Below are 13,981 nucleotides of genomic sequence, written 5' to 3' on the forward strand. Positions count from 1 at the left end.
TGGAGGAGCTGGCCGCGCGCGGCGTCGGCAGCGTCAAGCTGCGCTACACCGCCTGGTACAACGGCGGCTTCTTCCATACGGCGCCCGCGGACATGAAGACGGAGAAGGCGTTAGGCGGCGCGGCGGGACTGCGCCGGCTGTCGGAGCAGGCGAGCGGCGCGGGCGCGCAGCTATTTCCGGACGTCGACTTCTTGTACGTATCCGACAACCGTTGGTTCGACGGGTTTACGCCGAAGCAAGATTCGATCCGGACGCTGTTCCAGAAGATCGGCTATAACGCTTTTTTGAGTCCCGCCGAGCTCGAATACGAGAACAACGAATGGATTCTCGATCCGAGGAAGCTGCCCGGGTATTACGAATCGTTTTCCAAAGCTTATCGCTCCTTAGGGCTCGACGCGATGTCCTTGTCGACCCTCGGGGAAGGACTGCACTCGAATTTCAAAACGAACCGCGCCACGAACCGTCAAGAGGCCCAAGGCTACCAGACGAGCGTCCTCGCGAAGGCGTCGTCGGAGTACGGCGCGATCCTAACCGACTTCGGCAACGCGTACACGTTCCCGTATGCGGACCATATCCTGCGCCTGCCGACGGAGGACAGCTCGTTCGCCGTGGCCGACCAAACCGTGCCGTTCCTGCAGATCGCGCTGCACGGGTACATTGGGTACGCCGGAGAGCCGCTCAACCTGACGAACGACGTACGCCGCGCCGTGCTGAAGACGCTGGAAACCGGCGGCGGCGTCTACTTCAAGCTGAACGCAGGGGATAACCGCGAGCTGAAGCACGCGAATTTGTTCAACGAACGCTACGCGTCCTCCTTCGACGAGTGGAAGGAAGACGCGGCGTCGATCTATGCGGAAGTCGACGGGGCGCTGCGCGACGTGCAGGACGAAGCGATCGTCGATCACGAGCGGCTGGACGAAGACGTGTATCGGACGACGTTCGCGGGCGGCAAGCGGATCGTCGTCAACTACCGGGACGAAGCGGTGTCGGTCGACGGCGCGACGATCGGGCCGGTCGATTACGCGGTTATGACGCCGTAAGCGGAGAGGAGGGATACACGACATGCTACGATTGCAAAGAATCCAAAGACTGCGGAGACGAACGGTAACGGAGAAGCGGGACCTCATGGGGTGGGTGTTCGTCAGCCCGTTCGTCGTCGGATTTCTTCTGCTGTTTCTCGGGATCTTCATCGATTCCTTCCGATTCAGCTTCATGGACGTCAAAGTGGAGCCGCTCGGCGGGTACACGGCCGAATTCGTCCGGCTGGACAACTATTTCCATATTCTTCGGGTCGATCCGAACTTCAATCGACAGCTGTTCGACGCCGTGCGCAACATGCTGTTCGACATTCCGATTCTCGTCATGTACAGCTTGTTCATCGCCGTACTGCTCAATCAGAAGATGCGCGGCCGCGGGGTGTTCCGGGCGATCTTCTTCGTTCCGGTCATCCTCGCCACCGGCATCATCGACAAGGCGGATATGCGCAACTCCGTCCTGAACGCATATCAAGGCGTTCAAGGCATCGACAACGGCATCGCGTCGATGCAGTCGATGTCGGGCGGACTGTTCAGCGGCTTGGAGCTCCGGCGGTACATGTACCAGATGTTCGACTTCAGCCCCGCGCTCGTCAACCTGACGGTCGGCGCCGCGGAAAACATCTACAACGTCGTGAACCACTCGGGCGTTCAGATTTTGATTTTCCTGGCGGGCTTACAGGCGATCTCGTCCTCGATCTACGAGGCGGCCAAGATCGAGGGCTGCTCGGGGTGGGAGTGCTTCTGGAAAATTACGTTCCCGCTGCTCAGCCCGCTCATCCTGGTCAACATCATCTATTCGGTCATCGATTCGTTCACCGGCAGCACGAACGCGATCATGAACGGCATTACGGCATCCATGCGGATCGGCGAATACGGTACGGCGTCGGCGATGGCGTGGGTGTATTTCCTGGTCGCGGGCGTGTTCCTCGCCCTCATCGGCCTCGTTGCGAGTCGATTCGTCTTTTATCAATCCAAGGAGTGATGGCGATGAGCGTCATACAGACCAACAAGACGGCGTCGTCCGTCGTTCCGGCGGCGTGGGTCCGGCGGTGGCGCGGCAAAGCTTCGAGCGCCGCGTTCTGGCTCGGACTCGCGTGGTCGATCGTGCGGTATTTGCTGCTGATCGGGCTCGCGTTCCTGATCCTGTACCCGCTGCTGTTCAAGCTGACCAACAGCTTCATGAGCCAACAGGACTTGATCGACGGCACGGTGCGATTCATCCCCCGGGAGCCGACGCTGTTCAATTATCGGCTCGCGATCAAGTATACGAACTACTTCGCAGGGTTGAAAAATACGTTCGGCATCGCCGTCCTATGCGGCGTCCTGCAGATGCTCGTCTGCACGTTCGTCGGATACGGGCTCGCGCGCTTCCGCTTCAAGGGACGGGGGCTCGTCTTCGCGCTCGTCGTGTTCACGATCCTCATCCCGCCGCAGACGTATATGATTTCGCTGTACTTGAAGTTCAGCTTCTTCGACCTGTACGGGATTCTGTCCGCCATCTCGGGCGGCACGGTGCGCCTGATCGACTCGATCTGGCCGCTCGCGATTCTGTCGCTGACCGGCTTCGGGTTTAAGAACGGGCTTTATATCTTAATCATGCGGCAATATTTCAAAGGCATTCCGAAGGAGCTGGAAGAGGCCGCGTACGTGGACGGCTCGGGGCTGTTCCGCACGTTCGGGACGATTCTTCTGCCGCTCTCCGCTTCCATGATGATTACGGTGCTGTTGTTCTCCTTCTCGTGGCAGTGGACGGACAGCTTCTACTCCTCCATGTTTTTCAGCCAGATCAAGCTGTTGTCGAACTCGCTGCTCGTCGGCTTCGAGGGGCTGATGCTGGAAGGGGCGACCGTCGGGTTGAAGTCGGGCCAGCCGCTCACCTCGACGCTGACGAACACGATGTCGCTGCTCGTGCTCGCGCCCTTGATCGTGATGTATTTGTTCGCGCAGAAGTATTTGGTCGAAGGCATCGAGCATAGCGGCATCGTCGGGTAATCTCTAGGAAGGGAACGGTACAGTGAAGCTTATGAAAATGATGAGCATCGTCCTGCTCGGCGGGGCGTTCCTCGCGGGCTGCGGCTCGAAACCGGGTGAGGACGACCGGTACGGACCGGCCGCGCAATGGGCGGCGGACGCCCTGCTGGAGCATTACTGGAACGACGGCGCTTCGGGGATGAACAACGCCTATCCGTACGCGGAGGAGCGGGAAGGGCATCTCAACTATTGGTGGAAGGCGCATGCCGTCGACGCGATGGTGGACGCCTACGAGCGCACCGGCGACGAGGCGTATGCGGAGAAAGCGGCCTTGATCGTCAAGAGCATCATCAAGCGCAACGGGTCGCTGTACAACGAATTTTACGACGACATGGAGTGGCTGGCGTTGTCGGCGCTGCGGCTGTACGACGCGACGGGCGACGAGACGATGAAGGGATACGTCCTGAAGCTGTGGGGCGACATTAAGACGGCGTGGTGGGAAGACGAGCTGGGCGGCATGGCGTGGAAGAAGGATCAGCGTCACAACCGCAACGCCTGCTCGAACGGCCCCGCGGCGATTCTCGCGGCTCGCTTGTACGATCGCTTCGGCGACGAGGCGGATCTCGCTTGGGCGAAGAAGATTTACGAGTGGGAGAAGACGCATTTAGTCGATCCGGCGAGCGGCCTCGTCTACGACGGCCTCGTGCTGGAGGACGACGGGCGGCTGAACGTCAATCGCGATTGGATCTTCACGTATAACAACGGGACGTTCCTCGGCGCGGCGGTGGAGCTTTATAAGATTACGGGCGACGAAGCGTACTTGGCGGATGCGGAGAAGACGGCCGCGGCCGCGCTGAAGCATCATTCGGACGATGCCACGGGCGTCATGAAGAGCGAGGGGACCGGCGACGGCGGCCTGTTCAAGGGCATCCTGCTCCGCTATCTCGCGAACTTGTACGAAGCCGGCGGCAGCGAACGAATCCGGGACGCGATCTACCACAACGCGGACGCGCTGCTCGCGAAGGGCAGTACGCAGGACGTCGGCTTGTTCGGCACCGCGTGGGATCGACCGCATGAGGAGCCGCTCGACCTGACCGTGCAGCTGAGCGGGGTGTTCCTGTTGGAGGCGGCGGCGAAGCTCGAACGGTTGGAGGGGCGGTAAAGGGGAGCGGAAAAAGAGTTGAAGGGACCTGCTGCTATGCGGCGGGTCCCTTTGTTTTGCTGGCTATCGCTCTTGCAATCGTGGTCCGAGTGTCTTTCCAAGGTGATTCCCTTTACTCAGGTTGGGTTCAGTGGGATGCTGCGCATCACGTTGCCGGGAAGGTGGCGGGTCCTCAGTTAAAAATCTGGCCCGGCAGCTTTGAATATGGTTTACCTCTCCTTTGTCGAACAACCAGCGGCAAGTTCAGTCGCAGTCCGACGCCGGGAAGGAGGCGATCGGCATCTTCCTCGCGGTAAAGGAGGAGATGCGGCATTTCGCCGAGACGCTGGCGCTGGCGTCGGAAGCGATCCGGGGGCTCGACCGATCGCAGTCGAGATGGCCGCGGCGATGGCGAACGTCGGCGCGGTCGCGGAGGAAGCGTCGGCGGCCTCCGAGCAGGTCGCGTCGCTCAGCGCCGAGCAGTTGGACGTCGGCGGCGGGATGGTCCGCGGACATGAGCAAATCGAATCAAAACTCCAGAGCATATTGAATGGATTCGCGGCTTCCCCTCGCTACAATGAAAGAAAATAGGCGGGAGACGGAAGCGAGAAAGAAAGGGCCTTTTTGCAAACGCCTTCATGATGCGAACCGGAACAACACCGGTATGTTAGGGGGAGATCGCGGGTGATACGAAACAGGCGGCCTACCGTCCGATCCTGCGCGCTGGCGGTCCTTGTCGGTCTGTCGAGCGCGATAGGCGGAGGAACGGCGAGCGCGGCGTTCGTCGATACGAACGCGCCGGGATATTTGCCGATCTCGGGGGCATGGACGGAGACGGCGGGCGAAGGGCTGACGGGAACGAGCGATCCGAACGCGAACGCAATGGCCATGACGACTTCCTTGACGGGCTCGAAATTTATCCTGGCAGCCGACGTGACGGTAGACGCCGCCACGCCGTACGGCGTCGCTTCGCTGGCGTTTCGCGCCGCCGAGGACGGCGGCGAGGGCTACCTCGTCAGCTTGGACCCGAATCTCGATCGGTTGCGCCTGTTCGACGCGGCCACCGGGAACGACATCGGTTCGGCTTATCAAGCTCCGTTGGACGCGGGCGCGACGTATCGGTTGAGCGTCGAGGCGGACGGATCGTCGATCCGGGTCGCGCTCGACGGCGCGGAGGCGATCGTCGCGTCGGATTCGACTTACGCGCACGGACGAAGCGGATTCCATGTGTATAACGGTTCGGCGTCGTTCCAACGGGTGCGATCGCACGAGGTATCGACCAACCTCTCCGGATGGACGACGTCGGGAGGAACCTGGTCGATCGCGTCGGACGGATGGCGGGCGACCGCGTCGAGCGGTCAGAACAGCTTGGCGACCGCGGACGTCGCGGCCGACGATTTTACCTACGAGGCGGAGATGATGCTGCACGACCCCTATGCGGTCGGGACCCTCCTCTTCCGAACGAACGTCGCCGGCAGCGCCGGCTATGCGTTGCAAGCGGATCCGAATCTGGACCGTATTCGGCTCTATCGCATCGACGGCGACGCGACGCTAGCGACGGCCGACGTCCCGGTCGAGACCGGGACGCTGTACCGCGTGCGCGTTCGCGCGTCCGGCGACGAGCTGCGCGTGCATTGGCAGTCGAGCTTCTTGCCGCCGACGAACGGTTACGATCCGATCCTGACGGCGACGGATGCGAGCCACGGCGGCGGTCGCGTCGGGCTGTCGGTCTATAACGGGAGCGCGACGTTCCAGCACGTCCGGATCAGCGATCTGAATACGAATCTGCACGGATGGAACGCCGTCGGCGGGTCGTGGACGCCGCATATCGACGGCGTCAAGGCGTCGAGCGTCGACGCGTCGGATACGTATCGGCTCGCCGAAGGCACGTACGAAAGCTTCGTCATGGAAGGCGACTTGACGGTGGATTCGGGGACGCCGTTCGGGACGGCGGCGCTCGTCTTCCGGGCGAACGATACCGGCACCGCGGGCTACGTCGTCAACATCGATCCGAACGCCGACGTCGTCCGGCTCTTCCTTGCGGGCAGCGGCACGACGATCGCCTCCGCGAGCCGGAGCATCGAAGCGGGGGTGCGGTATCGGCTGGAGGCGGTCGTCGACGGACCGCGCATTCGGGTGTTCTTCGACGGAGAGGCGGCGCCGGTCATCGACGTCGCGAATGCGAGTTACGCGGCGGGGAAGGTCGGGTTGAACGCCTATAACGGCGCGGCTTATTTCCAGAACGTCTTCGTTACGAAGCTTGACGAATATTACGCGGAGCTTTATCGGCCGCAGTATCATTTCACGCAAGCGCGAACGCCGGTCGCGGACCCGAACGGGCTTGTCTACTATGAAGGCGAATACCATCTGTTTCATCAAGGCGACGGACGGTGGCAGCACGCGGTCAGCGCCGATCTGCTGCATTGGAAGCATCTCCCGATCGCCATCCCTTGGCATGATATGGGGCAGGCTTGGTCGGGAGCGGCCGTGGTCGACGCGAGCGACGCGTCCGGTTTGTTCGACGGCGGCTCTGGACTCGTTGCTTATTATACGTCCTATCATCCGGATCGACCGAACGGCAATCAGAAGATCGGACTGGCGTACAGTCGCGACCGGGGAAGGACGTGGGAGCTGTACGACGGGAATCCTGTCGTCGAAAACCCGGGCGGTCCGCAAGGCGACTGGGATTTCCGCGATCCGAAGGTCGTGTGGGATGCGGACCGGAGCCAATGGGTGATGGTCGTCTCCGGCGGCGACCATATCCGGTTCTACACGTCGACGAATCTGCTTCATTGGTCGTATGCGAGCGCATTCGGATACGGCGACTATGTGCACGGCGGCGTATGGGAGTGTCCGGACCTGTTCCAGCTGCCTGTGGACGGCAACGACGCGGACCGGCGATGGGTGCTTATGATCAGCACGGGCGCCGTGACGCAGACGGACGGATCGGCGATGGAATATTTCGTCGGCGACTTCGACGGCACGACGTTCGCGAGCGACCATCCGCCGTCCGCAACGCTTCGGGTCGATTGGGGCAAGGATATGTACGCGGCGATGTCGTTCTCCGATATTCCGGCCGCCGACGGGCGGCGCATCTCGCTCGGTTGGATGTCGAACTGGGATTATCCGTTCAGCGCGCCGACGGCGCCGTGGAAGGGCCAGATGTCCGTCCCTAGATCGCTGACGTTGGAGACGGTTCCGGGCCAGGGAATTCGGCTGATTCAGAGGCCGATCGCGGAACTGGAGGCGTTGCGCGGCGCAGGCGGCTCGTGGAACGATTTGACGGTGACGCCGACCTCGCCCGACGTGCTCGCCGACTGGAGCGGGACCGCGTACGAGATCGTCGGCGAATTCGAAATTCCCGCGGCCGGCGGAGCTTCGGAGTTCGGCTTCCGGCTCCGCGAGGGAGGCGAGCAGCGCACCTTCGTCGGCTACAAGCCGGGCGAAGGGATTCTCTTCGTAAACCGCACCGAAAGCGGCAGCGACGACTTTACGGAGCGCTTCACCGGTTGGCGGCAAGCCCCGCTGGAGCCGGAAAACGGCCGCATCCGCATGCGAGTTTTCGTCGACGAGTCGTCGATCGAGCTGTTCGGAGGCGGCGGGAAAGTCGTCTTCTCGGAGCTGATTTTTCCGGACGCGGCGCGCGACGGCATGAGCTTCTACGCGATGGGCGGCGACGTGCGCATCGTATCGCTGCAGGTGTATCCGCTCGGGAATACGTGGCGGAACGAACCGCCGGCGGGATCTTCGCCGGAGAAGGTCGTCATGGACCGAAGCCGGCTCGAACTGAGCGCGGGAGAGACGCATCGGCTGTTCGCGAACGTCTTGCCGCGGACCGCGACCGATCGCAGCCTGATCTGGACCTCTAGCAACCCGTCCGTGGCCGCCGTGGCTGCGGTCGACGCGAACAGCGCGAACATAACGGCCGTCGGCCGGGGCCTCGCTGCGGTGCGGGCGACGACGGCGTCCGGCGCGGTCGTCGGCTCGACCGTCGTCGCGGTGGGCGCGCCGTTCCGCACGAACCTGACGGGATGGCGCGCGACGCCGGGGGGCGTATGGCGCGAAACCGCCGACGGCATGACGGGCTCGTTCGATAAGGACAGCAACTATATGTCCGATATAACGGCCGATCATTTCACGTACGAGGCCGACGTCCGGATGGATCCGGCGGGCGGGGCGGGATCCATTATTTTCCGTGCGGACGCGACGGGCGCCAGCGGTTATTATGTAAATATCGACCCGAATTTACGAAAGCTGCGGCTTTTCTACAAAATCAACGGTTCCTTCTCGAACGGACAGGTGCTCGCTGAGGTGCCTATGTTTCTCCAGACGTCGAAGACGTATCGAATTCGAATCGTCGCCGAGGGCACGAACCTGAAGGTGTACGTGAACGGGGCCGCCGCGCCGGTCATCGACGTCAACGACGCGACTTTCGGCGCCGGCTATTTCGGCCTCAACGCATTCGGCGGCCGTGCAAGCTACCAGAACGTGTACTGGCGGGCCCTGCTAGAGGACGGCGCCGCTTACCGGATTATGAATGCGAACGCGGACAAAGCGCTGGACGCGAGCGGGAGCTCGAACGGCTCGAACGTGCAGCTGTGGACGTATCTGGGGTATCCGAATCAGGAGTGGACGCTGAGCGCGGAGTCGGACGGCACTTACGCGCTGACGGAGCGGTCTGCCGGGAAAGCGCTGGACGCGGCCGGCGAGGCGGACGGCTCGAACGTACAGGTCTGGGCGTACGGCGGTCACGCGAATCAACGGTGGACGATTGTGCCGAACGACGACGGCACCTACTCGTTGTTCGACGCCAGAAGCGGGAAGGCGCTGGACGCGGCGAACGCCGGGACAACCGACGGCACGAACGTGCAGCTTAACGGGGGCAACGGAACGGCCGCCCAGAAGTGGAGGTTCTTCAAGGGTACTCCGTAGAACGGAGGCGGCAACGGCAGGTGCAACGGCACGGCGGCGGCAGCGGCGACACGAAACCCATCACGACGAGAGGAGACCAGTACCATGCTACGAAGAAACCTAGACCCGAAGACATGCTTAACGGTCATTCTCGCAGCCGCAGCCGTTGCGCTCGCCGGCTGCGGCGGGGACCGGGGCGCGGAGACGGAAGACGCCGGGATCGAGGAAGGGGATCGCGCGCCCGCGGAACGCGACGCGCTGACCTTCTGGCGCAACTCCGGCAACAACGCGGAGAACGCGGCGTACGAACAGCTCGTCGCCCGCTTCATGGAGAAGCATCCGAACATCGCGATCGAGATGACCCCCTACCCCTACTCCGACTACGATACAAAGCTTCGGACGGCGATCGCTTCGGGCGAGCCCCCGGATATTATGAGCATCGACGCGCCCAACATGGCCTCTTACGTAGAGGCCGGGGCGCTTCTGCCGTTAACCGGTTATTTCCGGAACGACGGAGCGCTCGACGATATTCCGGCGTCCACGATGGCGGCGTATACGTACAAAGACGAAATTTACATGGCGCCGATGACGGAGTCGTCGATCGCGCTCTTTTATAACAAACGCTTATTCGACGCCAAGGGGATCCCTTACCCGTCGGGCGATCCGGAGTCGCCGGCGACGTGGACGGAGGTGCTGGAAGCGGCCCGAGCGTTGACCGATCGGGAGAAGGGCGTCTACGGAATCGACCCCGCGCAAGGCTTTCAGAACGCGGGAGCGACGGCGTACTTCAAGTACCCGATCGTCTGGCAATTCGGCGGGGAGATTATGAGTCCCGACGGTACGACGATGCGAGGGTATCTGGATTCGCCGGGGACGCTCCGGGCGATTCGATTCTATGCGGATTTGTATAATAAGGAAATGGTTTCCGCGTTCGAATACCCGGCCGACCCGTTCGCGAACGGGCATCTCGCGATGACGGTGGAAGGCTCGTGGTCGCTGTCCCATTACGCGGCCAATTTCCCGGACTTTAAGCTCGGGGTCGACTACGACGTGGCGCCGCTGCCCATGGAAGCAAAGCAAGCGGTCGCCAACGGCAGTTGGGCGATCGCGATTTCTTCGGCAACGGATCGCGCCGACGCCGCTTGGACATTCGTCAACTTCTTGACGGGGTACGAGTCCCAGAAGACGTACGTTACCATTACGAAGGATATTCCCGCCCGTTATTCGGTTGCGAAGGAGATCGAGGAACTGAACGAATACCCGATGAACATCTTCGTCGTGCAAAATCAGCGTTACGGTCGAACCCGTCCGATCACGCCGATATTCCCGCAGATGGCCGAGGCGGTTAACAGCGTGTTCGAAGACGTGACGATCGGCGGACGCGAAATCGAAGACGCGGTGAACGAGGCGATTCGGCGGGTAGACGAAGCGTACAACGTTCTGGATTCGCAAAAATAACGAGCGGGCGGGAGAGAGATGTTCTATTCGTTACGAAGCAGGTTGATGCTGATGTTTTCCGTCCTGTTGATCGTACCGTTCACGATGGGAATTTACGTCCTGCATCGGGAGTCCTCCGCGACGATCCGCGACTCGATCGAGACGTCGGCGTCACAGACGATGGAGCAATTCGCGTCGCATGCGACCACCCTGCTGACGCAGGTGGAGGACATCGGGACGCAGGTCATGAGCAACCGCATCACGCAGGACTGGGCGGCGACGCAGCTCGGCGCGAACAATACGACGGCGGAGCGCGTATTAACGAAGGGAAAGCTGCGGGAATACTTCTCCTCCTTCGCCGTCAACAATTCCAACGGCATCACGCTCAGCGCTTATACCGAGGAGGGCGGGGGGCTCTGGACGCAAGACAGGGGCTACCTGTTGACCGAATGGCATTCACAATTCCGTCAGCGGAATGTCCGCTGGACGAAGGCGCATCGCGACATGGATCAAGCGGATCAAATTTTGACCGACCGGGACGTGAACAGCTTTCTGCTGCCGCTCGTTCATCTGCAATCGCTGCGGGAGGTCGGCTTCGTCAAGATCAATTATCCGACCCGCGTGCTACGCGAGGCGATCGAGAACGTCAACTTCGGGGTGACGGGAAGGATGTATCTGCTGACCCGGGACGGAACGAGCGTGCTGGGGCAAGAGACGGAGGATCGCCGCGGCGTGCTGCTTTCGGGGCTTCGCGCCGTTCGGGAAAGCGACGAGTCGGCCGTCAGCGGGGTGTTCCCGATTCGGCAGGACGGGCAAACCTATCTGCTGTTTTATCGAAAGCTCCCCTTGCAGGATTGGATCATCGTCGGCGAAGTGCCGGAGAAGGAGCTGTATCGGCAAATCGATGACACGAGCCGGACGATGCTCCTGCTTTCCGGCGTGCTGCTGCTCCTGGGCATCATCGCCGCGTTCTTCCTCTCCCACGGCGTCACGAAGCCGCTTAGCGCGATGGCGAAGGCGATGCGTTACGTCGAACGCGGCGACTTCGCCCGAGCGCGGAAGACGATGCCGGCTCCGACGGCGGGACACAGCGAAATCGGGTACGTGACCCAAACGTTCGAAACGATGACGGAACGCCTGCGCCACCTGATCGAGACGGAATTCGAGACGAATCTGCGGCGGAAGAACGCCGAATATAAAGCGCTGCTGTTGCAGATCAACCCGCATTTTTACAATAATACGTTGGAAATTATCGGCGGGCTGGCGGCGATGAAGCGCGAGGAGCTCGTAATGGACGCCGCGGAAGCGCTCGGGAAGATGATGCGCTATTCCTTAAACCTGAACAGCGATCTCGTAAAGGTTCGAGAGGAGCTGGACTATATGCGCGATTATTTATTCATCTTAAAGCTGAGGTACGAGGATCGGCTGACCGTCGACTTCGAAGCGGACGCGCAGGCGGACGACGTTCGAATTCCGAAATTCCTTCTTCAGCCGCTTATCGAGAACGCGGTGAAATTCAGCCTCGAGCGTGCGGAGAACGCTCGCGTCGCCTGGTCCGCGCGCGTGGAGGGCGAACGCCTGCTGCTGACCGTTCGAGACAACGGACCGGGCATGGCGCCGGAGCTGATCGACAGCCTGCTGGCGGACGCGCGGCAAGGACATCCCGCCGGCATTCTCGACAGCGGGGGGAGCAGTATCGGCCTTCGGAACGTGATCGGGCGATGCCGGCTTATGTACGGGGACCGTTTCGCGCTTCGCATCGAATCCGCTCTCGGCGAAGGGACGGCGATCGCGCTGCAATTGCCTTTAGTAAGGAGCTGAACGGATGTATAAAGTGTTATTGGTCGACGACGAGGCGGGGGTGCGGGGCAGCATCAAAGCTAAGATCGATTGGGAAGCGCTCGGTTTTCGCATCGAATACGAAGCCTCGGGAGGCGAGGAAGCGCTGCGCATCCTTGAGGAGCGGGCGCTGCCCGATCTGATCATCACCGACGTTCGCATGCCGCAGATGGACGGCATCACGTTCATCAAGGCATGTAAAGAAAGATACCCGCTGATGCGGACGGTCGTGCTTTCGGGCTATTCCGATTTCGAATACATGAAGGCGGCGATTCGGTTCGGGGTGAAGGATTACTTGCTGAAGCCGGTCGGGCGCAGCGAACTGACGGACCTGCTCAGCCGCTTGGCGAGCGAGCTGGAGGACGACCGAAGGCGGCAGTATCGGGCCAACCTCGATCAGCTCCGGAATCGGCAGCAGCTGAAGATTCTTCAGGAACAGACGTTGCTGCAGCTCGTCCACCACGAAAATATGAGCGCGGATACGGTGAAGGAACGGCTCTACCAGCTTCAGCTTTCCGCGCTCGCGGGCGAGGGGCGGCGGATGCAGTTTCTGGTCGTCGAGATGCGCATCCCGGCGGGCCGGCTCGGGGAGTGGCAGGAACGGGAGGACCTGTTGCAGCTCTCCTTCCAGATGATCGTTCGAGAGGTCGCGGAGGAAGAGGGCCGCATCTTTCCGTTTCAGGACGTCAGCCACCCCGCGATGCTGCATCTGCTCGTACTGCTCGACGAGCAGCGGGCGAACGAGGCGTACGCGGATCGCTTCGCGCGGGAGCTGAAGCGGAAGATCAAGCGTTATCTGCGCCTCGACAGCGTCGTCGGCATCGGCGAGCCGTTCCGGGATTTGGCGCAGCTGAAGCATGGGTACGCTTCGAGCATGCTGTCCTGGAGCCTAAGCACGATCGAAGAGACGACCCCGGGCGGTTCGCCGCATGCCCCCGAGCTGACGCATGCCTTCACGACGGAGACGGAGCGCAAGCTGATGACGATGCTCGAAGGACTCGACTTGACCGCGTTCAAGCAGCATATTCGCTCCCTGCTCGCCTCGGACCGGGATACGCCGATGGCCTCCTTCATGTTCACGGCGTTCCGGATCTTGCAGCTGTTCAACAGCGTAGCGAAGAAGTTCGAGCTCGGCGACGCCTCGCTGCAGCAGCATCTGCTCCGCTGCCAGCTGACGGTGTGGACGCACAGCTCGCGCGAGCGGGTGATGGAGCAGCTGGATGAGCTGACGTCGTTGGTGACCGAAGAGGTGCGGAAAACGCGATACACCGGCGGACAGAAGCTGATCGAGGCGGTGCGCCGATACGTCGAGGAAAATTACGGCTACGAGCTTGCGTTATCCTCGATCGCGTCGATGTTCCATCTGAACGAGACGTATTTGTCCGGCTTGTTCAAGCAGCACGTCGGCATGACGTTCAGCGATTACGTGACGAAGCTGCGCATGGGGAAGGCGGCCGAGCTTCTGAAGGAAGGCGAGTTCAAGCTGACGGATATCGCCATGCTCGCCGGCTACTCCAGCGCGAGCTATTTCAGCACCTCCTTCAAGAAGTACTACGGCATGAGTCCGAAGGAATATCGCGAGAAGCATGAAGGCAACCGGTAGATACGAGCCAGGATCGATTTTAGATCCTGGCTTTTTTCATGG

General features: G+C 61.5%; 9 protein-coding genes. 8 read left to right on the forward strand and 1 reads right to left on the reverse strand.

Annotation, left to right across the window (positions count from 1 at the left end):
- The 4 genes from RIN49_RS08900 to RIN49_RS08915 form a co-directional block, all read left to right on the forward strand.
- Positions 1–1,040 (forward strand): DUF5696 domain-containing protein (locus RIN49_RS08900; protein WP_309119822.1); only part of this gene is annotated, 1,040 nt, incomplete at its 5' end.
- A 22-nt stretch (positions 1,041–1,062) separates the two neighbouring features.
- Positions 1,063–2,019, forward strand: coding sequence for a carbohydrate ABC transporter permease (locus tag RIN49_RS08905; protein WP_309119823.1), 957 nt, complete (start codon positions 1,063–1,065; stop codon positions 2,017–2,019).
- Positions 2,020–2,024: 5 nt separating this feature from the next.
- Positions 2,025–3,029 (forward strand): carbohydrate ABC transporter permease, encoded by a 1,005-nt coding sequence (locus RIN49_RS08910; RefSeq protein ID WP_309119824.1) that lies wholly within the window; start codon positions 2,025–2,027, stop codon positions 3,027–3,029.
- A gap of 31 nt (positions 3,030–3,060) precedes the next feature.
- Positions 3,061–4,170, forward strand: coding sequence for a glycoside hydrolase family 76 protein (locus RIN49_RS08915; RefSeq protein ID WP_309120057.1), 1,110 nt, complete (start codon positions 3,061–3,063; stop codon positions 4,168–4,170).
- A gap of 243 nt (positions 4,171–4,413) precedes the next feature.
- Here RIN49_RS08915 and RIN49_RS08920 read toward each other — a convergent pair whose 3' ends face one another.
- Positions 4,414–4,671, reverse strand: a complete 258-nt coding sequence (locus RIN49_RS08920; protein ID WP_309119825.1) for a hypothetical protein — start codon at positions 4,669–4,671, stop codon at positions 4,414–4,416.
- Between the two features lie 162 nt (positions 4,672–4,833).
- On the opposite strand from RIN49_RS08920, the gene RIN49_RS08925 reads away from it, so the two are divergent.
- The 4 genes from RIN49_RS08925 (at position 4,834) to RIN49_RS08940 (ending at position 13,939) form a co-directional block, all read left to right on the forward strand.
- On the forward strand, positions 4,834–9,081 hold the full coding sequence (locus RIN49_RS08925; RefSeq protein WP_309119826.1) for an RICIN domain-containing protein: 4,248 nt from the start codon (positions 4,834–4,836) through the stop codon (positions 9,079–9,081).
- A gap of 84 nt (positions 9,082–9,165) precedes the next feature.
- The gene (locus RIN49_RS08930) at positions 9,166–10,518 is read left to right on the forward strand and encodes an ABC transporter substrate-binding protein (RefSeq protein ID WP_309119827.1); all 1,353 of its coding nucleotides are present in this window, start codon (positions 9,166–9,168) and stop codon (positions 10,516–10,518) included.
- A gap of 18 nt (positions 10,519–10,536) precedes the next feature.
- Positions 10,537–12,318: a cache domain-containing sensor histidine kinase gene (locus RIN49_RS08935; RefSeq protein WP_309119828.1), complete on the forward strand. Its 1,782-nt coding sequence runs from the start codon at positions 10,537–10,539 to the stop codon at positions 12,316–12,318.
- 4 nt (positions 12,319–12,322) lie between these two features.
- Positions 12,323–13,939 carry a response regulator transcription factor gene (locus tag RIN49_RS08940; protein WP_309119829.1) on the forward strand — a complete coding sequence of 539 codons (1,617 nt, stop codon included), beginning with the start codon at positions 12,323–12,325 and terminating at the stop codon, positions 13,937–13,939.
- The last annotated feature ends 42 nt before the right edge of the window (positions 13,940–13,981 follow it).

Source organism: Paenibacillus sp. (genome assembly GCF_031177825.1).
Classification (GTDB): Bacteria; Bacillota; Bacilli; order Paenibacillales; family YIM-B00363; genus Paenibacillus_AE.